This is a genomic window from Geobacillus sp. LYN3, assembly GCF_003064505.1.
Lineage (GTDB): Bacteria > Bacillota > Bacilli > Bacillales > Anoxybacillaceae > Parageobacillus_B > Parageobacillus_B toebii.
This window is the reverse complement of the sequence record NZ_QCWL01000001.1, coordinates 528,615-554,937: the sequence shown is the minus strand read 5'-3', so window position 1 is coordinate 554,937 and position 26,323 is coordinate 528,615. Positions and strand designations below refer to the sequence as shown.

Sequence of the window (26,323 nt, the reverse complement as noted above, 5' to 3'; positions counted from 1 at the left end):
CCTCCTCGCGGGCCCTCCAGCGCGTGTCGCGGAGACAGGACGGCGACATTTCGCCGTTGCCCGCAGGATGCGGGCCGCCTTTAGGCGAAATTGGGGCGACCTCAGCTTTTCTATACTTGTACCATAATGGCATCGCCTTGACCGCCGCCGCTGCAAATCGCCGCGATTCCGATGCCGCCGCCACGGCGTTTTAATTCGTGAATCAATGTAATGATAATGCGCGCACCGCTTGCGCCGATCGGATGGCCTAATGCGACCGCGCCGCCATTGACGTTCACTTTTTCTGGATCGATGCCAGCGATTTTGATGCTAGCCAATGCAACTGCGGCAAACGCTTCGTTAATTTCGAATAAATCGATGTCATTGACCGTTTTCCCTGTTTTGCGAAGCAATTCGTTAATCACAAGCCCTGGCGTTTTCGGAAAGTCTTTTGCTTCCACTGCAATCGATGTGTGTGCCAAAATCGTTGCGAGCGGTTTTCTTCCTTCCCGCGCCGCTCTTTCCTCGCTCATTAACACGAGCGCCGCAGCACCATCATTGACCCCAGGTGCATTCCCCGCTGTTACCGTCCCTTCTGAGTCAAATACAGGCGGAAGCTTCGCCAGCTTTTCGAGAGATGTATCTTTTCTTGGTGCTTCGTCATGCTCCACCAATAGCGGCGCTCCTTTACGTTGCGGAACTTCCACTGGTACGATTTCTTCCGCTAATAATCCGGCTTCCATCGCGGCGATCGCCCGCTGATGGCTGCGGTATGCCCACTCATCTTGTTCTTTGCGGGAAATTTCTAATTCTTTCGCCGTTTCACCACCGTACACACCCATATGCACACCGGTGAAACTGCATGTCAGCCCGTCATACACCATTAAATCTTTTACGGTAGAATCGCCCATCCGTAATCCCCAACGAGCATTTGGCAAAATATATGGCGCGTTGCTCATCGATTCCATTCCGCCTGCGACGATGACTTCCGCATCTCCTAGGCGGATAATTTGATCACCAAGAGTAACGCTCCGCATTCCTGAAGCGCATACTTTATTAATCGTTTCCGTCCGCACTTCCCATGGAATGCCGGCATAACGCATCGCTTGACGGGATGGAAGCTGTCCTTGTCCACCTTGCAGCACCGTTCCTAAAATGACCTGATCGACCTGCTCACCGCTAATGTTAGCTCGATGAAGCGCCTCTTTGATCGCAATGCCGCCGAGCTCGGGTGCCGTAAGCGGCTGCAGTGCTCCACCGAATTTTCCAAACGGTGTGCGAACCCCACTTAAAATAACCGTTTTTCCCATAAAACCTCTCCCCTTTGTTTATATGTCTTGACCACCAGTTCAAGAAAGCGATTACAACAATGCAGACTGAACGCTCGCTCGATGTTGATGGTCAAGAGAAGGTGTACATTGGAGCGCACACCCTCTCTATCTATTATACTAATATTTTAAAAAATGGGAATTATATATTCAATTCTTTTTTATGAAGCAGCTTCCTTTTCTTCGCCAAATACGGATTTAGCAAGCAGTTCTGCGACGTCGTAAGTAGTGACGCGATCTTCGACTTCTTTTGCTTTTGTACCGTCGGTTAACATCGTTAAGCAGTATGGACAGCCAGCGCTGATGACCGTTGGGTTGACGGCAAGCGCTTGTTCTGTACGAGCAACATTAATCCGATTGCCTGTTGTTTCTTCCATCCACATTAAACCGCCGCCTGCACCGCAGCACATGCCTCGTTCGCGGTTACGTTCCATTTCCACGAGCTCCACGCCCGGAATTGCTTGCAAAATTTTACGTGGCGCATCGTACACATCGTTGTAGCGGCCTAAATAACAGGAGTCATGGAAAGTAACTCTTTCTTTTACTTCGTATTTTGGTACTAATCTGCCTTCTTCAATAAGCTTCGCAAGCAGTTCTGTATGATGGTATACTTCCGCTTCTAATCCAAAATCAGGATATTCGTTTTTAAACGTGTTATACGCGTGCGGGTCGATCGTCACAATCTTTTTCACGCCCGCTTTTTCAAATTCCGCGATATTGTTGGCCGCAAGTTCCTGGAATAAAAATTCGTTTCCTAAGCGACGTGGCGTGTCGCCAGAGTTTTTCTCTTTATTTCCTAAAATCGCAAATTTCACGCCAGCTTCGTTTAACAATTTCGCAAACGCCAAAGCGATTTTTTGGCTGCGGTTGTCAAATGCCCCCATTGAGCCGACCCAGAATAAATATTCAAACTCTTCGCCAGCTTTTTTCGCTTCTTTTACTGTTGGAATATGCACATCATCGCGAAGCTCGCGCCAGTTTTCTTTCTCTTTGCGGTTGAGTCCCCATGGGTTTCCTTGGCGTTCGATATTGGTCATCGCCCGCTGCGCATCTGGGTTCATTCTTCCTTCCGTCAGCACAAGATAGCGGCGCAAATCAATAATTTTGTCGACATGCTCGTTCATGACCGGGCATTGGTCTTCACAGTTGCGGCATGTCGTACAGGCCCAAATTTCCTCTTCGGTAATGACGTCGCCGATGAGGCTTGGCATCTCCAATGCCGCCGCTTGTTCCTGCACTCCTTGCGCGGCAAACGCCAATTGGTTACCTCTCGTATTTTTAAAGGCAAACGTCGGCACCCACGGAGCGCGGGACGTAACGGCCGCCCCTTTTTCGGTCAGGTGGTCGCGCAGTTTTAAAATTAGATCCATTGGCGACAACATTTTCCCAGTTCCTGTTGCCGGACACATGCTTGTGCATCTTCCGCATTCGACACAGGCGTATAAATCGATGAGCTGCTTTTGCGTAAAATCTTCAATTTTTCCGACGCCAAACGCTTCCTGCGTTTCATCTTCAAAATCGATTTTCGACAGCTTTGGCCGGGACAGACGGCTGAAAAAGACATTAATCGGCGCAGCAATTAAATGAGCATGCTTCGATTGTGGTACATATACTAAAAATGTAAGCAAGATCAATAAGTGCACCCACCAAGCGATAAAGAACAATACGGCTGCACCTGTTTCGCCGACCCAGCTGAAAGCGCCAGCGATGAATGATGCGACCGGTTCGCTCCACGAGGCTTCCTTACCGTGCCAAATCATGCTCATTCCATTTCCAAACAAGACGGAGATCATTAATCCGCCGATAAAAATCAACACTAGGCCAGCTTTGAAATCTCGTTTTAAACGGACGAGTTTTTCAATATAGCGGCGATAAAACGCGGCGAACACTGCGATCAAAATGAGCAAAGTAACGATTTCTTGGAAAAACGTAAAGCCTGGATAAAGCGGCCCTAACGGAAGATGCGCCCCAGGGACAAGACCTTTAATAATAAAGTCAATCGCCCCGAATTGAACAAGAATAAACCCGTAGAAAAACATAACGTGAATGATTCCGCTTTTTTTATCCTTTAATAGCTTTTTCTGTCCAAATACGTTCACCCAAATTTTTTGGAGACGCTCTTTTACTTTGCCATCAAACTCGACTTTTTTACCGAGTTTAATGTAAGCGGCACGAGTTTTAACCAAGTAGACAAACAAGTAGACAGCGTAAGCGGTTACAATTAAAAATGCGAGAAAATTAATGACTAACAGTGAATTCATTATTGTCTCCCCTTCCCCCTTTGAATCGATGAGATGATCATCAAAAATATTGATAACAGAATAAATTTTCAGAATTATGACTTTGTGTTTATTTTACATAATGAATGAGCATTCAGTCAATAATGTTTTTACAAGTTGTCCTGCTATTTTTTCTCATGACGGGTATATTAATAAATAACGATGTAATCAGGAGGGCACGAAATGATTGTACTTTTCGTTATTGTTATTATATTAGCGCTAATTTATCTCGATGACAAGCTGGGAGAATACTTTTACAAAAAGAAAAAAGAAAAAATCGTGTATCCAGAGCGCCAAAGCGATCTTTCTTTTTTCATAAACGGTACACATCTATTTGCCGATTATTTTGCAGAAATTCGCAAGGCAACACATCATATACACATTTTGTTTTATATCGTGAAGACGGATGAAATTAGCCAGCAATTTTTTCAATTGTTAAAACAAAAAGCAGAAGAAGGCGTTCGCGTTCGTCTTCTTGTCGATTGGGTCGGCAGCTTCGGATTGCCAAAAAAATTGATACGTTCCTTAAAAGAAAGCGGCATCGAATTCGCATATGCACATAAACCGCGTTTTCCATTTTTCTTTTATCGGCTAAACCGGCGGAATCACCGGAAAATTACCGTCATTGATGGAAAAATCGGATATATAGGCGGCTTTAATATCGGCAAAGAATATGTTGGACAAGATCCAAAATTCGGCGAGTGGCGTGATTACCATTTGAAAATAGTAGGAGAAGGGGTTGGCGATTTACAAATGCAGTTTTGCCGTGATTGGAAAGAAGCGACAAATACATCGATTGTGGAAGATCAATATTTCCCTCCTCTTCAAAAAGGAACGGTTTCTCATCAGTTTGTTGCCACGAACGGTTATTTGTTAGAACAACAATTCATCGATTTCATTCGCCAAGCGAAAAAAGAATTGATCATTGGAAGTCCGTATTTTATCCCTAGCAGCGCTGTGATGAACGCACTGCTTGATGCACTCTCCCGCGGAGTAAAGGTGACGATTCTCGTACCGTTAAAAGCCGATCACTTATTTGTCAAAGAGGCCGCATATCCTTATTTTTACCGCCTTTTAAAAGCTGGAGCACATATTTATCGGTTTTATCAAGGATTTTATCACGCCAAAACGATGGTCATTGACGAAGATTGTTGTGATATCGGTACGACTAACTTTGATAAACGTAGCTTTTTCTTAAATAGCGAAATCAATTGTTATATTTATGATCGCCATTTTGTGCAGCAAGTAAAAGAAGCGATCAGGCATGATCTGGCTCGCTCGGAACCGCTGACGCTCGATTTTTGGAAAAAGCGCACATTATGGCAGCGCGGCAAAGAATCGATATCTACCCTCCTTTCTGCATGGCTGTAGCGTATGATTTAAAAAACAATGTTGAGGGAATCGCCCTCAACATTGTTTTATTTCCAAAAATAACTTACCCATTCAAACACTTTCATTCCTAGGTATACTCCAACAATGCCAGCAATGCCCGCTAATGCTGGAGGAGCAGGGATCGGCAAACGAAACAGCGTAAATAAGAAACCGACCACGATGCCTGTCACTAATGATAAAATCACTTCTTTCATCGGTTTTCCTCCATGTGTGCTTTTTTATTGTCATTATGCCCATAAGAAAGAGGGGGTACTCTGAAAGTCCCCCTCTATCCCATGTCTATTGTATCATTATTGTCGAAAAACGTCTTCGGTTTTTTCGGCTTTCCGGCTTTCACTTCTCTTACATCTTTTCTGGAGCGGATACGCCGATGAGCGCTAACGCGTTTTGCAATGTGATTTGGACGGCTTTCATCAGCGCTAAACGCGCACGGCTTTTTTCGATATTTTCTGGATCCAATACTTTTTCTGCATTGTAAAAGCTATGCAATGCTGATGCTAAATCAAAAACATAGCCAGTGATCCGATGCGGCATCCGTTTGATCGCCGCTTCCGAAACTGCGCTTGGAAATTCCCCTAGTTTTTTCAATAGCTCGATTTCTTTTTCGGTTTGGATATAATCAAGCTGCAAATCTCCTTCGTACGATAACTGCAGTTCTTCCCCTTGACGAAGAATGCTAGAGACGCGCGCATGAGCGTATTGTACGTAGTACACTGGGTTTTCATTCGACTGCGATACGGCAAGGTCCATATCAAAGTCTAAATGGGTGTCGCTTGAGCGCATCGCAAAGAAGTAACGCGTCGCGTCAAGACCGACTTCTTCCATTAATTCGCGCATGGTCACCGCTTTTCCGGTCCGTTTGCTCATTTTCACTCTTTCGCCATTTTGATACAAATTGACTAATTGAATGATTTCGACTTCGAGCACGTCAGGATCATAGCCAAGCGCCTCAATTGCCGCCTTCATCCGAGGAATATAACCATGGTGGTCTGCGCCCCAAATGTTAATGATTTTTGTAAAGCCGCGACGCAGCTTGTCTTGGTGGTAGGCGATATCCGGCAACAAATACGTATATGTACCGTCTTTCTTAATTAAGACGCGGTCTTTGTCGTCGCCAAACGTTGTCGAACGGAACCATGTCGCGCCATCTTTTTCGTAAATATGCCCGCGTTCGCGCAATAGGGCCAGCGTTTCATCAATTTTTCCGCTTGTATATAAAGATGTCTCCGAATACCAAACGTCAAACGTCACGCGGAAGTCTGCCAAATCTTTTTTAATCTTTTCTAATTCATAATTGAGTCCGTACTCGCGGAAAAAGGCGAGACGTTCTTGTTCATCCATATGAACATACTTGTCGCCATGCTCCTCGGCGAGCTTTTTCCCGATTTCGATAATATCTTCGCCATAATAGCCGTCCTCCGGCATTTCTTTATCGATCCCGAGCGCTTGGAAATAACGAGCTTCCACCGATTTCGCCAAATTGTAAATTTGATTTCCGGCATCGTTAATATAATATTCGCGCGTTACGTCAAACCCCGCTTTTTCTAAAATATTGCATAAAGAATCTCCAACCGCCGCGCCGCGCGCATGCCCTAAATGCAAGTCCCCAGTCGGATTCGCGGAAACAAACTCCACTTGGACTTTTTGTCCTTTTCCGACATTTGTTTCACCGTAAGATGCGCCGGCTTGAATAATCGTTGGAATGAGCTCCGTAAGGTAACGGTTGTCCATGTAAAAGTTAATGAAGCCAGGACCGGCAATATCAATTTTTTCAATCGACGCTTTTGTTTTATCCATATGCTGGACGATTTCTTCGGCAATTGCGCGCGGAGGTTTTTTTGCAATGCGCGCTAGCTGCATCGCCATATTTGTCGAGTAATCCCCATGCGCTTTCTCTCTCGGCACTTCCAAAATGACATCTGGCACTTCTTCCTCCGCAGCAAGCCCTGCGCTTACGACAGCGCGTTTAATTTCCTCTTTAATGCGTTCTTTCATTTGTTCGACAATATTCATGAATCTATGCCTCCTTAAACATGATCGTCATCGCATGACGTCCTGCTTGTTCGTTTTGCATCTCCAATTGATACGATAAAAATAGGTGTCCTTTCTTTCTTTTTTCATTATACCGAAATTCAATATTGTCCGTTTTTGTTTTTATCGTCCACTGTCCAAACGGAGTATGGTAGTGTCCAGTCGTTTCTTCTGTTTTGCGAAAGACATGGCGCATCCGAACCGCTCCGGACCGCATTACGACCACTTCATGATCCGTTATTTTCATCACCGTGTTTACTTTGCCTAGTTCTTGCTGTTCCTCAAATTGCAAATAAACGGCATTTTCTTTTATGTAGTAAAATCCTTCCGTTTCCAAAGCAACCGTTTCTTTGCGAAATCCGTCACGAATATTGGTAATTTGCTTGAGGAGAATAGGAATTCCGTGTTGCTTTTCCATCAAGGACACATCCTTATGATCCAAAACAAGTAATAACTAACTTTATTAAGTATAAAGGAATCGTTTCCTAATGTTCAAGAGGATGAGACGTGCGGATCATGAATAAATCGTAAGTATCTGTCTATATTCCCAAAAAATATAAAAAATCCTGCCTTTTTCAATCAAAGGCAGGATTTTCGTTGCAAATATTTTGTCATGGGCATATCTCGCTACCATAGCAAGGATGCTTTTTGCCTGCACCAGAAAAACGACCTTCCACCTCGTTTATGCGTTCCGTTTTTGCACCCAGCCGAGAATCATTTCGCGAATGAGCTTGCTTGCGGTGTTGGCGGTTTGTTCCGAATGGTCGTAAATAGGAGCTACTTCCACTAAATCCGCTCCGACGATGCGAACATCCGATTTCGCGATTTCATGGATCGCCGCCAACAGTTCTTTAGACGTAATGCCGCCGGCGTCGACCGTTCCCGTTCCCGGGGCATGGGCAGGGTCCAAAACGTCGATGTCAATCGTCACGTACACCGGACGCCCAGCTAGCTTTGGAAGCACTTCTTTTAGCGGCTCGAGCACTTCAAATTTTGCGATGTACATCCCGTTCTCTTTCGCCCACTCGAATTCTTCTTTCATGCCAGAACGAATGCCGAACGAAAATACGTTGGTCGGGCCGATAAGCTCTGCTACTTTGCGAATCGGCGTCGCATGGGACAGCGGTTCGCCCTCATAATGTTCACGCAAGTCGGTATGAGCGTCCATATGGATGACCGCTAAATCGGGATATTTTTTATACACCGCTTTAATGACCGGCCAAGAAACGAGATGTTCGCCGCCGATGCCAAGCGGGAATTTATCGGCCGCTAAAATTTTATCCACGAAGTCTTCAATGATCTCTAAACTGCGCTGCGCGTTTCCAAACGGAAGCGGAATATCGCCCGCATCAAAATATTTTACCTCTTCAAGTTCGCGATCTAAATACGGGCTATATTCTTCCAAGCCGATCGATACTTCGCGAATGCGTGCCGGACCGAAGCGGGAACCAGGACGGTAGCTTACCGTCCAATCCATCGGCATTCCGTAAATCACCGCTTCGCTTTCCTCAAAATTCGGATGGCTTTTAATAAACACATTACCCGAATACGCCTCATCAAATCGCATCGTCATGCCCCTCCCTTACTTCAATAAATCAGCGACAAATTTCGGCAGAACAAAGCAAGCTTTATGAAGCTCTTTTGTGTAATATTTCGTCTCAATATCGTGGAAGCGTTCATCGCTTACTTCAAGCGGATCGTATTTTTTCGAGCCGATCGTAAACGTCCATAGACCGCTTGGATATGTCGGGATATTGGCAGTGTATAGACGCGTAATCGGGAAAATTTCGCGAACATCGCGATAAACATTACGGATTAAGTCTGCTTTAAACCAAGGGTTGTCTGTTTGTGCGACAAAAATGCCGTCTTCTTTCAAAGCCTTTGCGATTCCAGCATAAAAACCTTTTGTAAATAAGTTGACAGCCGGGCCGACTGGCTCTGTCGAATCGACCATAATGACGTCATATTCGTTTTCACTTTTCGCAATATGCATAAAACCGTCATCCACTTTTACTTCTACACGCGGGTCATCTAACTTTCCAGAAATTTCCGGAAGAAATTTTTTTGAGCATTCAATCACTTTTCCATCAATCTCCACTAATGTCACTTTTTTTACGCTCGGGTGTTTTAACACTTCACGAATAACACCGCCATCGCCGCCGCCAACGACAAGCACATTTTCCGGATTCGGGTGGGTGAAGAGCGGAACGTGTGCAACCATTTCGTGGTACACAAACTCATCTTTTTGCGTTGTCATCACCATTCCGTCTAAAATAAGCATATTGCCGAACTCTACTGTCTCCACCATGTCCAGCTTTTGAAATGGGGTTTGCTCTGTATGTAAAGTTCGTTTAATTCTCGCTGTAATGCCAAAATGCTCTGTCTGCTTTTCCGTAAACCATAATTCCATCTTCAACAACCCTTCCTTTACTCGTTTCGTCTATCATCTATATACTACTTTTCATCTTTCCCTGGTAAAGAAAAAACCAAACATGAAAAAGTATAGAGCAATCTAGCAAAAATGCAAGTGAAACTTAATAGAAAAATGTTTAAAATAAAAAAAAATTTTGCATACTAATACAAAGACGATCATGAGGTGATGAACGTTGGAAATCATTCCAAGCAGCCGGTTTCGCGGAACATGGAAATACATTCGGGCGTTCGTTTTTATTAGTTTTATCCTAGCAATCTTATTCGTTGTTACGCTTGCCGGTTTGATCGCGTTTGCCAAATTAAAAGGAGCCCCGCCTTTAGCAGTGCCGCAAACGACGATTTTTTATGCAGATGATGGCACAAAAATCGGCGAGAGCGATAACGGGCAGACGCGTTACTGGGTAGACCTTGATGATATATCCCCCTATATTGTACAAGCAACGGTTGCTGTAGAAGATCGGAAATTTTATGAACATCACGGCTTTGATATAAAGCGCATTATCGGGGCCATTATCGCCGATATAAAGGCGATGGCGAAAGTGCAAGGAGCAAGCACCATCACCCAGCAATATGCGCGAAATTTATTTTTGAATCACGAGAAAACATGGACGCGGAAATTGCAAGAAGCATTATATACGATTCGCCTCGAAGCGAATTACAGCAAAAAACAAATTTTAGAAGGATACTTAAACACCATTTACTACGGCCATGGCGCTTACGGAATTGAAGCGGCTGCTCATCATTATTTTGGAAAACCGGCAAAACAGCTTACCTTAAGCGAAGCGGCAATGTTAGCCGGAATTCCGAAAGGTCCATATTACTATTCGCCACTTATTGATGAGAAGCGGGCAAAAGCGCGGCAAAAAACGGTGCTTTTGTCAATGGCGGAAACTGGATACATCAGCAAAAAAGAAGCGGAACAAGCGTATAAAGAACCGCTTGTTTATTCTCCCCATCACAAAATAGAAACGAAAAAGATCGCCCCTTATTTTCAAGATGTAGTGAAATATGTGCTGCGAAATCAATTAGGATTGGATGAACGCACGATTGAAATGGGCGGATTGCGCGTGTATACATCGCTGAATACGAAAATGCAGGAAATTGCGGAACAAAACATTCATGACATCATTGACCCTCACTCGAACATTCAAGCGGCACTTGTAGCGATGGATCCGCGCACAGGAGAAGTAAAAGCGCTCGTCGGCGGCAGAGATTACAACAAAAGCCCTTTCAACCGCGCCGTGCAAGCGGAACGGCAGCCGGGCTCTACGTTTAAACCATTTCTATACTACGCAGCCATTCAACAGGGATTTACGCCGTCTACACAAATGCGAAGCGAGTTGACCACCTTTGCCTTTGACAATGGAAAAGCAACGTATACACCACATAACTACAATAACTACTATGCGAACGACTCGATTACGCTCGCTCAAGCCATCGCGCTATCAGACAACGTATTTGCTGTAAAAACGCATTTGTTTATCGGTGAGGAAAAACTGGTAGAGACAGCGAAAAAACTAGGCATTACAAGCAAATTAAAAGCTGTTCCTTCACTCGCGCTCGGAACATCGCCGGTGAAAGTGATCGATATGGTGAAAGCTTACAGCGTATTTGCCAATAACGGCAAAAAAGTCGAGCCAGTTTTTATTAAAAAAGTCGTCAATCATCATGGAGAAACAATTTACGAATACAAACCATCAAGCAAACAAGTGCTAGATCCGGACGCCGCATATGTAACGACTCAGCTGATGACAGGCATGTTTGATCCGAAATTAAATGATTATACAACAGTCACCGGGCAATCGATTCGAAAGGAGATCACACGCCCATACGCAGGAAAATCGGGAACAACAGAAACAGATAGCTGGATGATTGGATTTTCGCCACAACTAGTTGCAGGAGTATGGACCGGTTACGACCGCGGGGAAACGATTGATAAAATTGCGGAGAAACAATATGCAAAACAAATTTGGGTGCAATTTATGGAAAAAAGTTTGCAAGGAAAACCAAAGAAAAAGTTTAAACCAACCAAAGGGGTCGTTGGTGTCTATGTCGACCCGGATAACGGCAAACTTGCGACAAAGTCATGTCCGGTAAAGCGTCTTACTTATTATATCTCTGGCTCAGAACCGAACGACTACTGCACCGACCATTTACATCAAAAGAAATCAAAGAAAAAAGAAAAGCAGAAAAATTGGTTTGAAAAACTGTTCCCTTGGTTCTAAAGGAAAACCCCTCAAGCGAAATCGCTTGAGGGGTTTTCCTGTCCTAGTTTTATTGTGTTATACATTTAGGTCTAGTTTACCCTGTTTCCTGTTAGACGACAAGTATTCGTCACATAACATTCACAAAAACGTCACATATATGGAATTTCATGAAAGCATGGGCATCTTCTCTTGTTATTTTTCGCCTTCGAGTCCTTTTTTCAATTCCTCACTCGAACGATTCCACATTTCGATATCGTGTTTCTTTAAAAAGTCCGCAAGCACCCGTTTTGATTTCTCATCCATATGATCCACGATAATATGGCGCTTTAATGACTTATCTAAACGATTTACATGCTTTGGAAGCAGTTTATAGCCGCGGCGAGTCTCCCTGTCGACCGTCATTTCGCACGCCGTTACGCCGGCATAATACGGTCCATCTTCTTTTCGCTCAATCGTTACCCATACGACCCAATACGGTTTTCCGTTTGGCACTTCATCGCGATTTGGCAAAAATTTAATTCCCCGTTCCACTGCGCTCCGGGCATGCATCGCTCCCATATCTACGAACGCTTCCCCCGCTTCGACATCGATAATCACCGGAGAAACATTTTCCAAGCTTAATACCCCTGCGCCAAACCCACCGTGGCCGCCCGTTGAATCATCTTTAATGATATTAAACCCGATCGTTTTCTTTTTCTTCTCCATCCAAAAACGCCTCCTTCACGACTTAAAAAAGAATAATGTAGAAAAAAATGATTGCAAGTTTTCTAATACAAACGGAATCGCCACATGAAAAATCGGCTGTATCGTATAGCGGTCAAGCGGCGTCAACACAAGAATAAGAAAAATAAGCGCTCCGTAACTTTCCCACTGCGCCATTTTCGCGCGAATGCCTTGCGGGGCCAAATCCTCGATAATCCGATAACCATCGAGTGGGGGAAATGGAAGCAAGTTAAATACAAACAATACCGTATTTAAGCCAATAAAAATTTGAAAAAATAAATCAAATCCCGCCGCAAACCAATCTGGGATCGCCTGCATAATTCCGAAATAAACCATGCTATACCACACAAGAAAACCAAGGGCGGCAAGCAATAAATTGCTTAAGGGGCCTGCAACTGATACAAGAATCCCGGCAAGGCGAGGATGTTTAAAGTGAAAACGATTCACTGGAACAGGTTTTGCCCAGCCAAATCCGGCGAGAAAAATAAGCAATGTACCGAGCAGATCAAGATGAGCAAGCGGCGATAACGTTAATCTTCCTTCGTTTTTTGCCGTCGGGTCTCCAAACTTATAAGCGACATAGGCATGGGCAAATTCGTGAATTGAAAAAGCAATCGCAAGCGTCATAAACACATATGGAATTTCATTAAGCGAATAAGGCAATAATTGTTCCACTTTTTTTAACTCCTTTTTCCATTCATTTATTACTTAAGTATACATGATTTGACAGAAAAAGTGGACTAAAGTTCCATTTTTCATGATATAATAAACGCGACAGATGACCAAAAGGAGGACGGGACGGGCCATGCCTTATGTTACGATCAAAATGCTCGAAGGACGTACGGAAGAGCAGAAAAAGGCGCTTGTCGAAAAAGTAACAGAAGCGGTCGCCGAAACAACAGGCGCCTCAAAAGACAAAATTGTCGTTTTTATTGAAGAAATGTCGAAAAATCATTACGCTGTCGGCGGAAAACGTTTGAGCGACGAGCAATAAACATGCGGGCAAGGAACTTTTATGTTCCTTGCTTTTTTTATTGCCAATTTTTCAAAAAACGAATATTATTATATATGTGATTTAAAATGTTCGTGTTTTGGAGGTAAACGATGTTTGATTTAGCGAAACATAACACGAATTTAAAAACAGAAATCATTGCCGGATTTACAACGTTTTTAACGATGGTATATATCATCGTCGTGAACCCTGTTGTATTATCGGATGCCGGCGTTCCATTTTCCCAAGTGTTCACCGCCACGATTATCGCTACCGTCATCGGAACGCTATGGATGGCGCTGTTTGCGAACTATCCGATCGCAATTGCGCCGGGAATGGGGTTAAACGCATATTTTGCCTACTCCGTTGTTGGTTCGCATGGCAATATTTCCTATGAAGTAGCATTCTCGGCTGTGTTCGTTGCCGGAATCATTTTCGTCATTTTGTCGCTGACGCCATTTCGCAGCAAGCTGATCGAAGCGATTCCAGAAAACTTAAAACATGGCATTACCGCTGGAATCGGCTTGTTTATCGCATTTATCGGCATGCGCCTCACCGGCATTATCCAAGCGCATCCACAAAACTTAGTCGCGCTAGGGGATTTGCACTCTCCATCGGTCATTCTGACGTTAGTCGGTTTAGCGATTACGCTTGTGCTTATGTCGCTTGGCGTCAACGGCGCGCTCTTTTTCGGGATGGTCATCACCGGAGTGATTGCTTATTTCACCGGACAATTGAAATTTGAAAAAGGCTTCGTTTCTATGCCATCGCTTCCGGAAGGGCTTGTTGTCGCCAATCCGCTTACCGCCATTAGCGATGTCATCCATTACGGATTGTATGCCGTTGTATTTTCCTTTTTGCTTGTGACAATTTTTGACACGACGGGAACGATGATTGGCGTAGCCCAGCAAGCCGGACTGATGAAAGGAAAAACGATGCCGCGCGCCCGTGAAGCATTGCTTTCCGACTCTATCGCAACCACGATCGGAGCAATGTTCGGCACTAGCCCAACATCCGCTTATATCGAATCTTCTTCGGGAGTTGCCGCCGGAGGGCGCACAGGTATTACAGCGTTAACGGTCGCCATATTATTTATATTATCCTCCTTTTTCGGGCCGCTTGTTGGCGCCGTATCCGGCATTTCGGCGATCACAGCTCCAGCGTTAATTATCGTCGGAAGCTTAATGATGGGCAGCATCGCTCACATTCAGTGGGATCAATTAGATGAGGCATTCCCAGCGTTCCTTATCATTTTAAGCATGCCGCTTACTTCAAGCATTGCAACAGGAATCGCGCTCGGCTTTATTTCCTACCCGCTGTTAAAAATCACGCGCGGCAAATGGCGTGAAGTACATCCGCTCGTTTATATCTTTGCCGTCCTCTTCTTCTATCAGCTTGCCTTCCTGCCGCATTAACGCAACAAAAAAAAACGAAGTCCCGTTCAGGCGTGGACTTCGTTTTTTACTTTGGCGCGCAATTTCTCTATGTACGCATACGCTTGCTCAATTTCTTCTTCCGTATAACGCTGCTTGCTTTTTAATAAAAATACTTTTTCTTTCACTTCATCTTTCGTTAAATGCTCAAAATACAGCACTGTCGATACGAGTTCCAAAAACCGCGAATTTTGTTCATTCATATCTTGCATACATTCTTGTAAATGAGGCATGTCCAACTCGTAGTGGTTTAAAAACTGCTTTCCTGCTTCCGTCAACGTGTAGCGATATTGGAAATAACCGCCCTTTTTCTCTTTTACTTCATGCAAAAATCCTAAATCGCAAAGCTCCTCAACGCGGCATGTTAATTCTTCGGAATACGGTCCATAGAAGTGAAAGTCAAACTTCTCGTAAAATGGAAACTGTAATTTTTTCGCGATATAAATCATTTTTTGTAGCTTTTTGCGACCAACAATTTCCCCAGCTGCCGCCAACGCCTTCATCACTTTTGCATGCTCTGTGAACACTCCCCGTCATCTCCTAACCCTCTAAAATTTCGATAATTTTTTTCTTGGTTGTCCGCTTCGTTGAAAAATCATAAATGAAATCAGCTGGAAAATATAGCTTATGGTCGGTTCTCCGCTTTCCGGAAATCGCATCGACAAGCACCGATTCCCGTGACAGTTCGCGGAGCTCTCCGTTCGGCATTAACAAATAAATCGGCAGCCGCTCCCCTTCTTCGCCCGGACGATAAAAATCGTACGGCAAATCGGAAGAAGAATCGACAACTAAGTAATATTCCGGATCAATGCCCGCTTTTTTAAATAAGTTTGTCAGTTCGATCAGCTTTGTCATCTGTTCATTTGTTGGATTAAATTCGACATATTTGAATAAATGACGATTTACAAAACGACGACATAGGTCGCTTAAAATCGCGTCACGCTCGTCTTGCCATTGCTGGAAATAAAATAATATGACCGCTTCATCAAGCTTTAAATAATCTTGTAAATCTACCTTTCCAGTAAAGAGAGAATAAAAATGAACCGGTTTCGTTTGAAAATTGTATCCTTCTTCATGCAACTTTTTCGCCCGATGCAAAATTTTCGTTAAAATGACTTCGGCACTGCGCGTCACTGGATGAAAATATACTTGCCAATACATTTGATAGCGGCTCATAATATAGTCTTCCACCGCATGCATGCCGCTTCGCTTAATGACCACTTGATCTTCGCGCGGACGCATGACGCGCAAAATCCGTTCCATATCAAAATTGCCATAACTGACGCCGGTATAATACGCATCTCTTAACAAATAATCCATTCGGTCGGCGTCAATTTGACCCGAAATTAAGCTGACAACCAGTTTATTCGGGTATGTTTTCGCAATGACTTCGGCCACTTTTTTTGGAAAATCCTCTCCTACGCGCCGAAGCACTTCATTTACTTCCGTATCCCCTAAAATAATCGCCTGGGTAAAATCTTCATGATCAAGATGAAATACTTTTTCAAATGAATGGGAAAACGGACCGTGGCCTAAATCGTGCAGCAGGGCCGCACATAAACATAGGAGCCGTTCGCTATGATCCCAATGTTCGCGGCCGACGAACACATCATCAACAATGCGGCGAATAATTTCATAGACTCCAAGCGAATGGTTAAAGCGGCTATGCTCGGCGCCGTGGAACGTCAAATACGTCGTACCGAGCTGTTTAATGCGGCGCAATCGCTGAAATTCCTTCGTTCCGATTAAATCCCAAATGACTTTGTCGCGAACGTGTATATATCGATGAACTGGATCTTTAAATACTTTTTCCTCACTCAGTTGCCCGCCGGGATATACCATGTTATCCCCTCTTTCATTTCTAACATGAATCTATTATAAGCCGTTTCAAATGATAAAAAAATACTTGATTTTTCCTCCTTCACCTATCAGTATTTCCTAAAAATAGAAACAAAAAATCACCTTCTTCTTAAAAAATGAAGGCGATTTTAGCTTTTCTTTAATCTTTCGGCAATTTTTTCAATAAGCTCATCTTCTGTCAGCGCGGAGACTGGACGGTTATTGACAAAGGCAAACGTTTTTTTGCGGCCGGGACCGCAATACGACTGGCAGCCAATTTTAATCGTCGCGTTTGGATCCAGCTTTTTCAAACGGGGAATCAACGTTTTTAAATTTGGCGCTTTACAATCGTCACAGACGCGAAATTCATTCGCCATCTCTTGTCACCCTTTCTCTTCGCTTGCCGTGTAGATTAAACTAACGTGTATTCTAACGCTTCTTTTTCACCAATGCAAGTTTATTTGCTTGAAGTCTTGATTCCATTTACTTCCTTATGTTTGTATAACGAAAGTTAGCAAGTTCCTTTTTCGCATAGACAGCAACTCTTGCAAATTTTTATTCACGGAAACTAAAAATAGTATAAAATTTACTATTTTTGTCCATGCTTCTACTAGCAAACAAGAAAAAAGGGGAGTTGAGAATAATGAAACAACGTCAAGATGCATGGACAGAAGAAGATGATTTGCTATTAGCGGAAACGGTGTTGCGGCATGTGCGGGAAGGAAGTACACAGCTTAACGCGTTTGAAGAAGTTGGAGACAAACTAAACCGAACATCAGCCGCCTGCGGATTCCGCTGGAACGCGGTTGTCCGTCGTCGCTATGAGCAAGCATTGCAGCTCGCCAAACGGCAGCGAAAAGAACGGCAGCGCCTTTTAGGAAAACAGCAAGGCGGGAAGAAAAAATTGTTGTACAATCCACCAGTTCCTTCTTTGGAGGAAATAGGAGAACTCGCCCAATTACCAGCTGTTGTATCTCCTTCCAATGAAACAGCATCGATGACGATCGATCACGTGATTGCCTTTTTACAAACATTAAAAACAACTCACCGCAACCACGAAGCATTAGCAAAAGAAAACGAGCGTTTACGAAAAGAAAATGAAGAAATGCGCGCAAAAAATGAAGAATTAGAAAAGAAAATTGCCAAATTAGAAGAAAACTCTTCCACGATTCAAGAAGATTATGAAACATTAGTAAGAATTATTAATAGAGCCCGCAAACTTGTCTTGCAAGAGGAAGAAGAGCGGCAAACGCTCAAATTCCGAATGGACCAAAACGGAAATCTGGAAAAAATCGCAGAATAAATAATGGCTGCCCGGTTCCATCGAGGCAGCCATTATTGTGTCATCAACGCTTTCTCATTCCGCTTGACGATCCGATCCCAATAATATTCGTATAGCGACAGCTCCTCCCCAGTCAGTGCAGACGAATAAAGCTCGCCGCCAAACGATTGCAGCGTGCGAAGCAACAAAAGCATGACCGACGGTATCGTCAAATCCTCGTTTAACAATTCGGAAAGCGATGCCATCGTGCTTGGAACAATCGTCGGGTATACGAACTTCGTCGTTTCTCCTTTTAGTCCAAGCTCATAAAACTGCCGGATTAACTCCGCCCGCGCTGATCCGCTTCCATTTATGCATAAATAAATTTGCACCGCGACTCCACCGCGCACACGCCGCTGAGAAATACCGGCAAATTTTTTTCCAGCAATGCTTAAATCATAGCTTCCCGGACAATACGAACCAACGATTTCCCTTGCTTCAATCGTTTTATTGTAAGCCGAAAACATCGCCTGTATAAGCTGCCACATCGCTTCATATCCTTGGTTGATATCAATTGCTTTCGTCGTTTCCGGAAAAATGAGGGATATATTGAGCACCCCTTCATCCAGCACGACGGCAAGCCCCCCAGAATTACGGACAATGACATTGTACTTTTGCGCCTTTAAAAAAGACACCGCATCATGCAAATAGGGGAGCTTCGCATCTTGAATCCCCAATACTACCGTATTGTAATGAACCCATGTACGAACGACCGTATCAGACTGTCCCGTTCCTACCGATGTGCAAAGTGTATCATCGATCGCAAACGATTGTTTCGCATCAAACATCGGGCCGAAATTCGACTGATCAATAATGCGCCATTTCGCCTGTTGCAACAATTCGTGAACCATTGCTTTTCTCCTTAACGAAGTAATCTGCCAAAAATTATATCACAATATGAAAAAAGGGTGACCGCTTGTCACCCTTTTTTCGATTATAGCGATTGCGCCGCGGTAATGAGCGTAAGCTTGTATACATCTTCCGCATTGCAGCCGCGAGACAGGTCGTTAACAGGCTTATTCAGCCCTTGCAAAATCGGACCGACTGCTTCAAAATTACCGAGACGCTGAGCGATTTTATAACCGATATTTCCCGCTTCTAAGCTTGGGAAGATAAATACATTCGCATCTCCTTGAATGACCGAATCCGGCGCTTTCTTTTTCGCGACAGATGGAACGAACGCTGCGTCGAATTGAAACTCGCCGTCTAACACTAAGTCTGGCGCCATTTCTTTCGCAAGCCGCACCGCTTCGACGACTTTTTCCGTTTCCGGTGATTTCGCCGATCCTTTTGTCGAAAAGCTTAACATCGCCACACGTGGTTCGATATCGAACATTTTTGCAGTGTTGGCGCTCTCTACAGCAATTTCCGCTAAATCTTGGCTGTCTGGCGCAATGTTAATCGCGCAATCGGCAAACACGTACTTCTCGTCACCGCGCACCATAATAAATACGCCTGACGTTTTGCGGATGCCTGGTTTCGTTTTAATAATTTGCAATGCAGGTCTTACTGTATCGGCAGTCGAATGTGCCGCACCGCTTACAAGCCCATGCGCTTTATCCATGTACACAAGCATGGTGCCAAAGTAATTTTCATCGAGAAGCATTTCCCGCGCCACTTCTTCTGTCACTTTTCCGTTGCGGCGTTCGACAAATGCTTTGACAAGCTCATCCATTTCCTCGTATTGATGCGGGTCGATGATTTCGACATTCGGAAGGGTCAATCCAAGCTCATTTGCTTTTTGTTTTACCGCTTCCTCGTTGCCGATCACAATCGGTATGACAACTTGTTCATTGGCCAGACGGCTTACCGCAGTTAAAATACGCTCGTCAAGACCTTCTGGAAACACAATTTTCCGTTGTTTTCCTACTACTTTTTCTTTTAAGGCAGAAAATAAATCGCTACTCACGAATAATCCTCCTCAATATAAAAAATCCCCATATACTAGGATACTCTTATTATGTAGAAACGCAACCAATTTAAGCACTTGCAATGAATAGTCGATTTATTAAAATAATTCAGTTTACTGACTTCCACATGCGACATTCGCGTGTTTTTTGGCTAAACTATGGTATAGTAGAACTGTAAATTACATATAAGGAGTGAATATAATGAGTGAAGCTGCACAAACACTCGATGGTTGGTATTGTCTTCATGATTTCCGCTCGATCGATTGGAGCGCTTGGAAAACGTTAACGAGTGATGAGCGTGAAGCAGCGATTCGTGAGTTTTTATCTTTAGTCGAAAAATGGCAAGAAACAGAAGATAAACAAGAAGGCAGCCACGCGATTTATACCATCGTTGGTCAAAAGGCAGATATTATGTTTATGATTTTACGTCCAACGATCGAAGAATTAAATGAAATCGAAACGGTGCTAAACAAAACAAAACTAGCCGAATTTTTGGTGCCGGCCTATTCATATGTTTCTGTTGTCGAGCTAAGCAACTACTTAGCCTCCGGCGACGAGGATCCTTATCAAATTCCGGAAGTACGCCGCCGCCTCTATCCAATTTTGCCGAAAACGAAACATGTTTGCTTCTATCCTATGGACAAGCGTCGTCAAGGCAATGACAACTGGTATATGCTTTCCATGGAAGAACGCCGCAATTTAATGCGCGCCCATGGTCTGACAGGTCGAAAATATGCCGGCAAAGTGACGCAAATTATCACTGGCTCCGTCGGTTTAGATGACTTTGAATGGGGCGTTACATTATTCTCTGATGACGCATTGCAATTTAAAAAGCTTGTTTATGAGATGCGTTTTGACGAGGTCAGTGCCCGCTACGGGGAATTTGGATCGTTCTTTGTTGGAAATCGTTTAACAGTAGAAAAAGTACCGGTATTTTTACACGTGTAACCTCGACGGGGATGCATCAAGCATCCCCGATTTTTTTGGACAATCTCCGTTTTTTCTGTCATATACCGTTTTTCTTCCCCATAAATATAAAATCAGAAATTCGTTTATAAATTTGTCACCATTTCTCGCTTCCGCAATAGCCTATTATTGTCGAGAAAAAAGACAATTGAGGTGACGACATGGCTGTTGTGGCACATACAGAGGAAGACGTAAGACTGCTGGCAAGACTGATGCGAGCAGAAGCAGAAGGTGACGGAAGACTTGGCATGTTAATGGTAGGAAACGTCGGAGTGAACCGCTGCATTGCCGATTGCCTTGACTTTCGAGGGATACGCACCATCCGTCAAATGGTGTTTCAAAGCCCGGGCGGCTTTGAAGCAGTTCAAAAGGGCTATTTCTACCAAAGAGCAAGAGACATCGACATTCAATTAGCCCGTCAAGTGCTTCGCGGCTGGCGGTACCATCCGGCCACCTATGCGCTTTGGTTTTTTAAACCTCCAGCGGGCGCAGATTGTCCACCGCAGTGGTTTGGTCAACGGAATGTCGGCCGTTATAAGTCGCATTGCTTTTTTGCGCCATCACCGAGTGATTGCCCAAGAGTATATTATTAAATTTTCATGGAGGAGGTTTCCCCTATGTCCAATCATTCATATGAAAATGCGTATAACCCGCTAGAAGATGAGCGTCAACAACCGTATCAACCTTATCAATTTTATCAACCTTATCAGCAGTATCCATATGGATATATGTACCCACAAACCTACTACCCAATGGCTTATCCATACTACCAACAACTAATGACAGCGTACCAACAGCCAATGATGGCGCCAACTTCTGAATTTGGTTTGCAGGCGCCTTCTTTCGCGGCCCAAACACCGACAATGGCAAGCCAGCCGTCTATCCCTGGCATGCTGCCAATCGAACAGTCTTACATTGAAAACATTTTGCGCCTCAATAAAGGAAAACTCGTTACCGTATATATGACGTTTGAAAACAACCGGGAATGGAACGCAAAAATATTCCGCGGCGCCATCGAAGCAGCAGGGCGCGATCATGTAATTTTAAGTGATCCGCAAACAGGAACACGCTACTTGCTGCCGATGATTTACGTTGATTATATTACGTTTGACGGGGAAATTGCCTACGAATATCCGTTTGCTGGGGCGACAGCGCAATTGAGCAGCTATTCCCCGCGATAACCGCAAAAAATAAGGTTGCTAGCGGCAACCTTATTTTTTTATGCCATCCCACGCCGCGCCGACATGTTTGCGGCGATATTTCGTCGTACCTTGGCGATCGTTCTTGGACGCGCGGGCGCTGTACATCTTCTTTCCGTTATACTCACTCTCGCCTACTTGTCCATGATTAGTTTGATCGCTTTTCATATCGTTCCATGGACAGCGGGAGCGGCCTTGCTCGCTCTACCGCCAGCCATTCGGCTTCGCTGGTGTTTCCGCCATGGGGCCGAACGGATGGATGAAATTATCGGCATGAAATGGGCGGCCTGGCATCACTGGGTCTTCGGATTGCTCTTTGTTTTTGGCATATCCCTGTAAACGAACGTCAGAAAAACTTTCGGTCATTTGCCACCCGCAAAGAACTGTTTATATTCCAAAAAATAAGGAGCGCTTCATGGAACCGCTCCTTTCAACTTATTTTCATTGCTGCATAACCGATCAGCACCCACGCGATTAAAAAAGCAACGCCACCAAATGGAGTGATCATCCCAAGCGGTTTGATTTGCGTCACGCTTAACACATATAAGCTTCCGGAAAAAAGGACAATGCCAATAAACATAATCCAGCCAGCTGTTGTCAATAGGCTGATATTCGGAAACTTGCCAAGCAATAGACCAACGACAAACAAGCCGAGTGCGTGGAACATTTGATATTGCACGCCCGTTTTCCATATTTCTAAGTAACGGTCCGGAATTTTTCCTTCTAACCCATGCGCTCCGAACGCCCCGAGCGCAACCGCTAAAAATGCATTGATCGCTCCAAGGAGCACAAACATTTTCATTGATCTCCGTCCCCTCATGAACAATTTTCCATCACTATGATAACGTATTTCCACACAAAAGAAAAACCCTTCTGCTCAGGAAGGGCCGCATTATCGCTGCTGCAAATACATCTCTAATACTTGTTTTACTTTTTCCGCCGAATCGCGATCGGCATGAATTTCATAGTGATCTCCATCCACTTTTGCCGTCACATTCGAAAATCCTTGATGATGCAAAAACTCTTCAATATCAATGATTTCCTCTTTTGGGCTAAACAATGTTTTATATCCGACAAAATCGCCGTTTACGTATACTTCGTAACGATCATGGGTCAATTTTACTTCATTTGCATCGGTATCGACAAAAGGGAAAAAATCAAAACGATCTGGCATATGGTCACCTCCGCTTATTGACCATTATTCCCTTTTGTCTACCGATTATGAGAAAAGAAAATCTTAACTTAAAAATCGAATAACGATGGTCCGTTTGCGTCATCTCCGATTTCGATCCGCTCACTTTTCCCTTGTGAGATGGAAAGCGGCGACACCTCCACGGAAGGAGAAACGGTCATTTCTTTTGTTTCTTCTTCTAACACCAAATCGCAAAGAGCACGGACAATGGCGATATGCTCGCGCAAATGCTGCGGGCTGGCAGTCGTCTTCGCCTGCCGCAGCTGTTCCTCCATTTTCGTTAAAATGGTGGTGATCGGTATATGCAACTCCTTTCACTCCTATCAACATAAAATCACGCTGAACTCCAACACATAATGATTCTTTTCCTGTCCGTTTCTCCTCTTTCCAATATCGGAATCGCTTAAAGATGCGGATTTGCTGACATCGACAGATTAAATATTTTCAATCTGCCAATCAATCGGTTCGCGCCCCACTTTTTGCAAAAAGGCATTTGTTCGCGAAAAAGGACGATGCCCAAAAAAGCCCCGCGCTGCGGAAAATGGGCTTGGGTGAGGCGCTTCAATAATATGATGGCGCGGATTGGTAATCAGTTCTTTTTTCGCTTGCGCATGCCGTCCCCATAAAAGAAAGACAACGGGATCTTCTTTTTCATTAACAAGCTCTATCACACGGTCCGTAAAAAATTCCCATCCTTTTCCTTTATGTGAATTCGCTTCCCCGCGCCTTACTGTTAATACAGTGTTTAGCAATAATACTCCTTGCTTTGCCCACTTTACTAAATAACCGTTATTCGGTATGTAACACCCTAAATCGTCATGAAGCTCTTTAAAAATATTGGCTAGCGACGGTGGTATCGGAACTCCCGGTTTGACGGAAAAACTCAATCCATGCGCCTGTCCTGGTCCGTGATACGGGTCTTGCCCTAGAATGACCACTTTCACTTGCGCATACGGCGTATAATGAAGTGCATTAAAAATATCATACATATCAGGGTAAATCGTTCTCGTACGGTATTCCTCTTTCAAAAATTCGCGCAGTTTGATGTAATACGGCTTGTGAAACTCTTCTTCGAGCAATGGAGCCCAGTCATTTTTTAAAATCGCCATACGCATAACTCCTTCTCGTTTGTTCACCATTAATGTACCACAGCCGACTTCAATATAAAACCATTCAGCAATGAACCGAAACAGGCAAATGAACAGCACCAAATCGCTGCAAGCTAGCACGATCGGTGAATTCGGCGCAGATAAAACCGATGATGTTGAAGCACTTGCCAACCGTCTCCAGCTTGTCGATAAGCTGAGAGCGCCTTATCCATAAAGGCGCTCTCCTTCCAAATTAAAATTGAATTTTTTCTTCTAAAAAGCTTTTTAACTCTGAAATCGAGATTCGCACTTGCTCCATTGTGTCGCGGTCGCGCACCGTCACCATGCCGTCTTGTTCGGAATCGAAATCGTACGTAATACAGAACGGTGTACCAATTTCATCTTGACGGCGATAACGTTTGCCGATCGAACCAGACTCATCGTAATCCACCATAAAGTGCTTCGATAAGTCGGCAAAAATGTTGCGCGCTCCTTCCGCCAATTTTTTCGATAATGGAAATACTGCCGCTTTATAAGGCGCAAGCGCCGGATGCAAACGCATCACTGTCCGCGTCGTGCCATCTTCCAGCTCCTCTTCATCATAAGCGTCAATCATGAATGCAAGCGTCACGCGGTCCGCACCAAGAGATGGCTCAATGCAGTAAGGAATATAACGTTCGTTCGTTTCTTGGTCAATATATCGAAAATCTTCACCAGAATATTCCATATGCTGTTTCAAATCATAATCCGTACGCGACGCAATTCCCCATAGCTCGCCCCAGCCGAACGGGAATTTGTATTCAATATCGGTTGTCGCATTGCTGTAGTGCGACAATTCTTCTTTCGAATGGTCGCGAAGACGGATGTTTTCCGGCTTCATGCCTAATGACAACAGCCATTGCTTGCAAAACTGTTTCCAATAATCAAACCATTCTAGCTCCTCACCAGGTTTACAGAAAAATTCTAACTCCATTTGCTCGAATTCGCGGGTACGGAACGTAAAGTTTCCTGGCGTAATTTCATTGCGGAAGCTTTTGCCGATTTGCGCGATGCCAAACGGCAGTTTTTTTCGCATCGTACGCTGGACGTTTTTAAAGTTCACGAAAATGCCTTGCGCCGTTTCCGGGCGGAGATAAATTTCGTTTGCACTTGATTCCGTTACTCCTTGATATGTTTTAAACATTAAATTAAATTGGCGAATGTTCGTAAAATCATGGCTGCCGCATTCCGGGCAAACGATGTTATGTTCTTTAATGAGCTCTTCCATTTTTTCAAACGGAAGACCGTCGACAACCATTTCGATTCCTTTTTCTTCTAATGCGTTTTCGATCAGCTTATCCGCACGGTGACGCGCTTTACATTGTTTACAATCAATCATTGGGTCATTGAAGTTGCCTAAATGACCGGATGCTTCCCACGTCTTTGGATTCATTAAAATCGCCGCATCCAAACCGACGTTATAAGGTGATTCTTGAACGAACTTTTTCCACCACGCCCGCTTAATGTTGTTTTTTAATTCCGTTCCCAACGGGCCGTAATCCCACGTGTTTGCTAAGCCGCCGTAAATTTCGGAGCCTGGAAATACAAAGCCGCGATGTTTTGCGTGAGCAACGATTTGCTCCATTGTCACTGACATAACTGTTTCCTCCTTTACTGTTTTCTTTAGACATACAAAAACGCTCTCGCCACTAGGCCTTACGCCTAGGGACGAGAGCGTGACTCCCGCGGTTCCACCCTAGTTGATGCGACACTCGCATCCACTTTTTAAAAAATCAACTCCGGACTGCCGTTTCATTAACCATCTTCACCAGGCTTCCACCGTCCCCGGCTCGCTATGGAAGAGAGGGTTAACTACTATTGATCCATCATCGTTACACCATATTCGTATTTTGCTAATTATAATAGCAAAATCAAAAAACGCTCGTCAATGGCCAACACCATTTTTCAGCTATGAAGAGTATATTTCAAAGTTTTTCGTCAAAATAGGGATTTTCAAATTATCCACAGTTGGT

Annotated in this window: 28 protein-coding genes; 9 read left to right on the top strand and 19 right to left on the bottom strand. The window is 44.1% G+C overall.

The annotated features are described in order from the left end of the window. Positions 1–110: 110 nt before the first annotated feature. Positions 111–1,289, bottom strand: coding sequence for an acetyl-CoA C-acetyltransferase (locus tag DCC82_RS02885; protein ID WP_062678153.1), 1,179 nt, complete (start codon positions 1,287–1,289; stop codon positions 111–113). 179 nt (positions 1,290–1,468) lie between these two features. After that, on the bottom strand, positions 1,469–3,568 hold the full coding sequence (locus DCC82_RS02880; RefSeq protein WP_015865348.1) for a heterodisulfide reductase-related iron-sulfur binding cluster: 2,100 nt from the start codon (positions 3,566–3,568) through the stop codon (positions 1,469–1,471). A gap of 201 nt (positions 3,569–3,769) precedes the next feature. Here DCC82_RS02880 and cls point away from each other — a divergent pair, with 201 nt between their 5' ends. Then, entirely contained in the window at positions 3,770–4,957 is a 1,188-nt protein-coding gene (cls, locus tag DCC82_RS02875) for a cardiolipin synthase (RefSeq protein WP_097353993.1), read from the top strand. 47 nt (positions 4,958–5,004) lie between these two features. Here the strand turns inward: cls and DCC82_RS02870 are convergent, their stop codons facing one another. The 5 genes from DCC82_RS02870 to speE form a co-directional block, all read right to left on the bottom strand. Beyond that, positions 5,005–5,172, bottom strand: coding sequence for a XapX domain-containing protein (locus DCC82_RS02870; RefSeq protein ID WP_015865350.1), 168 nt, complete (start codon positions 5,170–5,172; stop codon positions 5,005–5,007). Positions 5,173–5,320: 148 nt separating this feature from the next. After that, a complete protein-coding gene (argS, locus tag DCC82_RS02865) occupies positions 5,321–6,991 on the bottom strand; it encodes an arginine--tRNA ligase (protein WP_097353992.1) in 1,671 nt (556 codons plus the stop codon). A 4-nt stretch (positions 6,992–6,995) separates the two neighbouring features. Next, positions 6,996–7,427, bottom strand: coding sequence for a YwiB family protein (locus DCC82_RS02860; protein WP_081188510.1), 432 nt, complete (start codon positions 7,425–7,427; stop codon positions 6,996–6,998). 264 nt (positions 7,428–7,691) lie between these two features. Then, a complete protein-coding gene (gene speB, locus DCC82_RS02855) occupies positions 7,692–8,576 on the bottom strand; it encodes an agmatinase (RefSeq protein ID WP_015865353.1) in 885 nt (294 codons plus the stop codon). A 15-nt stretch (positions 8,577–8,591) separates the two neighbouring features. After that, positions 8,592–9,419, bottom strand: a complete 828-nt coding sequence (gene speE, locus DCC82_RS02850) for a polyamine aminopropyltransferase (protein ID WP_108430226.1) — start codon at positions 9,417–9,419, stop codon at positions 8,592–8,594. A gap of 196 nt (positions 9,420–9,615) precedes the next feature. Between speE and DCC82_RS02845 the strand changes: the two genes are divergently transcribed. Beyond that, positions 9,616–11,667, top strand: coding sequence for a transglycosylase domain-containing protein (locus DCC82_RS02845; RefSeq protein WP_062754468.1), 2,052 nt, complete (start codon positions 9,616–9,618; stop codon positions 11,665–11,667). A 174-nt stretch (positions 11,668–11,841) separates the two neighbouring features. On the opposite strand, the gene DCC82_RS02840 is transcribed toward DCC82_RS02845, so the two are convergent. Beyond that, positions 11,842–12,354, bottom strand: a complete 513-nt coding sequence (locus tag DCC82_RS02840; RefSeq protein ID WP_108430225.1) for a YwhD family protein — start codon at positions 12,352–12,354, stop codon at positions 11,842–11,844. A gap of 15 nt (positions 12,355–12,369) precedes the next feature. After that, positions 12,370–13,047, bottom strand: coding sequence for a site-2 protease family protein (locus DCC82_RS02835; RefSeq protein ID WP_108430224.1), 678 nt, complete (start codon positions 13,045–13,047; stop codon positions 12,370–12,372). Positions 13,048–13,177: 130 nt separating this feature from the next. Between DCC82_RS02835 and DCC82_RS02830 the strand changes: the two genes are divergently transcribed. Both DCC82_RS02830 and DCC82_RS02825 read left to right on the top strand, forming a co-directional pair. Next, a complete protein-coding gene (locus DCC82_RS02830) occupies positions 13,178–13,366 on the top strand; it encodes a 2-hydroxymuconate tautomerase (protein WP_062678163.1) in 189 nt (62 codons plus the stop codon). Positions 13,367–13,476: 110 nt separating this feature from the next. Then, positions 13,477–14,778 (top strand): NCS2 family permease, encoded by a 1,302-nt coding sequence (locus tag DCC82_RS02825; protein WP_015865359.1) that lies wholly within the window; start codon positions 13,477–13,479, stop codon positions 14,776–14,778. A gap of 26 nt (positions 14,779–14,804) precedes the next feature. Here DCC82_RS02825 and DCC82_RS02820 read toward each other — a convergent pair whose 3' ends face one another. The 3 genes from DCC82_RS02820 to DCC82_RS02810 all read right to left on the bottom strand — a co-directional run bounded on the left by DCC82_RS02820 (position 14,805) and on the right by DCC82_RS02810 (position 17,012). Next, positions 14,805–15,323 (bottom strand): YwgA family protein, encoded by a 519-nt coding sequence (locus tag DCC82_RS02820; RefSeq protein WP_015865360.1) that lies wholly within the window; start codon positions 15,321–15,323, stop codon positions 14,805–14,807. Between the two features lie 13 nt (positions 15,324–15,336). Next, positions 15,337–16,638 (bottom strand): HD domain-containing protein, encoded by a 1,302-nt coding sequence (locus DCC82_RS02815; protein ID WP_015865361.1) that lies wholly within the window; start codon positions 16,636–16,638, stop codon positions 15,337–15,339. Positions 16,639–16,784: 146 nt separating this feature from the next. After that, a complete protein-coding gene (locus DCC82_RS02810; protein WP_015865362.1) occupies positions 16,785–17,012 on the bottom strand; it encodes a YuzB family protein in 228 nt (75 codons plus the stop codon). 266 nt (positions 17,013–17,278) lie between these two features. Between DCC82_RS02810 and DCC82_RS02805 the strand changes: the two genes are divergently transcribed. Then, complete coding sequence (locus DCC82_RS02805; RefSeq protein WP_015865363.1) at positions 17,279–17,938, top strand: RsfA family transcriptional regulator; 660 nt, start codon at positions 17,279–17,281, stop codon at positions 17,936–17,938. Between the two features lie 32 nt (positions 17,939–17,970). Here the strand turns inward: DCC82_RS02805 and lipL are convergent, their stop codons facing one another. Then, positions 17,971–18,807, bottom strand: coding sequence for an octanoyl-[GcvH]:protein N-octanoyltransferase (lipL, locus tag DCC82_RS02800; RefSeq protein WP_015865364.1), 837 nt, complete (start codon positions 18,805–18,807; stop codon positions 17,971–17,973). A gap of 83 nt (positions 18,808–18,890) precedes the next feature. After that, entirely contained in the window at positions 18,891–19,865 is a 975-nt protein-coding gene (pta, locus tag DCC82_RS02795; protein ID WP_015865365.1) for a phosphate acetyltransferase, read from the bottom strand. Positions 19,866–20,067: 202 nt separating this feature from the next. On the opposite strand from pta, the gene hemQ reads away from it, so the two are divergent. The 4 genes from hemQ to DCC82_RS17355 all read left to right on the top strand — a co-directional run bounded on the left by hemQ (position 20,068) and on the right by DCC82_RS17355 (position 22,370). Beyond that, positions 20,068–20,814: a hydrogen peroxide-dependent heme synthase gene (gene hemQ / locus DCC82_RS02790; RefSeq protein ID WP_108430223.1), complete on the top strand. Its 747-nt coding sequence runs from the start codon at positions 20,068–20,070 to the stop codon at positions 20,812–20,814. A gap of 179 nt (positions 20,815–20,993) precedes the next feature. Then, the gene (locus DCC82_RS02785; protein ID WP_097353987.1) at positions 20,994–21,425 is read left to right on the top strand and encodes a cell wall hydrolase; all 432 of its coding nucleotides are present in this window, start codon (positions 20,994–20,996) and stop codon (positions 21,423–21,425) included. A gap of 24 nt (positions 21,426–21,449) precedes the next feature. After that, on the top strand, positions 21,450–22,013 hold the full coding sequence (gene gerQ, locus DCC82_RS02780; RefSeq protein WP_097353986.1) for a spore coat protein GerQ: 564 nt from the start codon (positions 21,450–21,452) through the stop codon (positions 22,011–22,013). Between the two features lie 15 nt (positions 22,014–22,028). Then, positions 22,029–22,370, top strand: coding sequence for a UbiA prenyltransferase family protein (locus DCC82_RS17355; RefSeq protein ID WP_133066512.1), 342 nt, complete (start codon positions 22,029–22,031; stop codon positions 22,368–22,370). Between the two features lie 91 nt (positions 22,371–22,461). Here DCC82_RS17355 and DCC82_RS02775 read toward each other — a convergent pair whose 3' ends face one another. The 5 genes from DCC82_RS02775 to DCC82_RS02755 all read right to left on the bottom strand — a co-directional run bounded on the left by DCC82_RS02775 (position 22,462) and on the right by DCC82_RS02755 (position 25,947). Next, on the bottom strand, positions 22,462–22,833 hold the full coding sequence (locus DCC82_RS02775) for a DUF423 domain-containing protein (RefSeq protein WP_062754481.1): 372 nt from the start codon (positions 22,831–22,833) through the stop codon (positions 22,462–22,464). A 90-nt stretch (positions 22,834–22,923) separates the two neighbouring features. Continuing rightward, positions 22,924–23,205: a hypothetical protein gene (locus DCC82_RS02770; protein ID WP_015865370.1), complete on the bottom strand. Its 282-nt coding sequence runs from the start codon at positions 23,203–23,205 to the stop codon at positions 22,924–22,926. Between the two features lie 68 nt (positions 23,206–23,273). Beyond that, on the bottom strand, positions 23,274–23,531 hold the full coding sequence (locus DCC82_RS02765; RefSeq protein ID WP_015865371.1) for a YwdI family protein: 258 nt from the start codon (positions 23,529–23,531) through the stop codon (positions 23,274–23,276). 126 nt (positions 23,532–23,657) lie between these two features. Then, a complete protein-coding gene (locus DCC82_RS02760; RefSeq protein ID WP_015865372.1) occupies positions 23,658–24,332 on the bottom strand; it encodes a uracil-DNA glycosylase in 675 nt (224 codons plus the stop codon). Positions 24,333–24,564: 232 nt separating this feature from the next. Continuing rightward, complete coding sequence (locus DCC82_RS02755) at positions 24,565–25,947, bottom strand: glycine--tRNA ligase (protein ID WP_108430222.1); 1,383 nt, start codon at positions 25,945–25,947, stop codon at positions 24,565–24,567. Between the last annotated feature and the right edge of the window lie 376 nt (positions 25,948–26,323).

What these genes read in the sequence shown, in the direction of transcription:
- DCC82_RS02830 (WP_062678163.1), top strand. Translation starts at nt 13,178, where the DNA reads ATGCCTTATGTTACGATCAAAATGCTCGAAGGACGTACGGAAGAGCAG.
- speE (WP_108430226.1), bottom strand. Translation starts at nt 9,419, where the DNA reads ATGGAATTATGGTTTACGGAAAAGCAGACAGAGCATTTTGGCATTACA.
- DCC82_RS02870 (WP_015865350.1), bottom strand. Translation starts at nt 5,172, where the DNA reads ATGAAAGAAGTGATTTTATCATTAGTGACAGGCATCGTGGTCGGTTTC.
- DCC82_RS02770 (WP_015865370.1), bottom strand. Translation starts at nt 23,205, where the DNA reads ATGCCAGATCGTTTTGATTTTTTCCCTTTTGTCGATACCGATGCAAAT.
- DCC82_RS02775 (WP_062754481.1), bottom strand. Translation starts at nt 22,833, where the DNA reads ATGAAAATGTTTGTGCTCCTTGGAGCGATCAATGCATTTTTAGCGGTT.
- cls (WP_097353993.1), top strand. Translation starts at nt 3,770, where the DNA reads ATGATTGTACTTTTCGTTATTGTTATTATATTAGCGCTAATTTATCTC.
- DCC82_RS02785 (WP_097353987.1), top strand. Translation starts at nt 20,994, where the DNA reads ATGGCTGTTGTGGCACATACAGAGGAAGACGTAAGACTGCTGGCAAGA.
- DCC82_RS02760 (WP_015865372.1), bottom strand. Translation starts at nt 24,332, where the DNA reads ATGGCGATTTTAAAAAATGACTGGGCTCCATTGCTCGAAGAAGAGTTT.
- DCC82_RS02840 (WP_108430225.1), bottom strand. Translation starts at nt 12,354, where the DNA reads ATGGAGAAGAAAAAGAAAACGATCGGGTTTAATATCATTAAAGATGAT.
- DCC82_RS02810 (WP_015865362.1), bottom strand. Translation starts at nt 17,012, where the DNA reads ATGGCGAATGAATTTCGCGTCTGTGACGATTGTAAAGCGCCAAATTTA.
- hemQ (WP_108430223.1), top strand. Translation starts at nt 20,068, where the DNA reads ATGAGTGAAGCTGCACAAACACTCGATGGTTGGTATTGTCTTCATGAT.
- argS (WP_097353992.1), bottom strand. Translation starts at nt 6,991, where the DNA reads ATGAATATTGTCGAACAAATGAAAGAACGCATTAAAGAGGAAATTAAA.
- DCC82_RS02805 (WP_015865363.1), top strand. Translation starts at nt 17,279, where the DNA reads ATGAAACAACGTCAAGATGCATGGACAGAAGAAGATGATTTGCTATTA.
- DCC82_RS02885 (WP_062678153.1), bottom strand. Translation starts at nt 1,289, where the DNA reads ATGGGAAAAACGGTTATTTTAAGTGGGGTTCGCACACCGTTTGGAAAA.
- DCC82_RS02860 (WP_081188510.1), bottom strand. Translation starts at nt 7,427, where the DNA reads ATGGAAAAGCAACACGGAATTCCTATTCTCCTCAAGCAAATTACCAAT.
- speB (WP_015865353.1), bottom strand. Translation starts at nt 8,576, where the DNA reads ATGCGATTTGATGAGGCGTATTCGGGTAATGTGTTTATTAAAAGCCAT.
- lipL (WP_015865364.1), bottom strand. Translation starts at nt 18,807, where the DNA reads ATGGTTCACGAATTGTTGCAACAGGCGAAATGGCGCATTATTGATCAG.
- DCC82_RS02880 (WP_015865348.1), bottom strand. Translation starts at nt 3,568, where the DNA reads ATGAATTCACTGTTAGTCATTAATTTTCTCGCATTTTTAATTGTAACC.
- DCC82_RS02825 (WP_015865359.1), top strand. Translation starts at nt 13,477, where the DNA reads ATGTTTGATTTAGCGAAACATAACACGAATTTAAAAACAGAAATCATT.
- DCC82_RS02815 (WP_015865361.1), bottom strand. Translation starts at nt 16,638, where the DNA reads ATGGTATATCCCGGCGGGCAACTGAGTGAGGAAAAAGTATTTAAAGAT.
- gerQ (WP_097353986.1), top strand. Translation starts at nt 21,450, where the DNA reads ATGTCCAATCATTCATATGAAAATGCGTATAACCCGCTAGAAGATGAG.
- DCC82_RS02755 (WP_108430222.1), bottom strand. Translation starts at nt 25,947, where the DNA reads ATGTCAGTGACAATGGAGCAAATCGTTGCTCACGCAAAACATCGCGGC.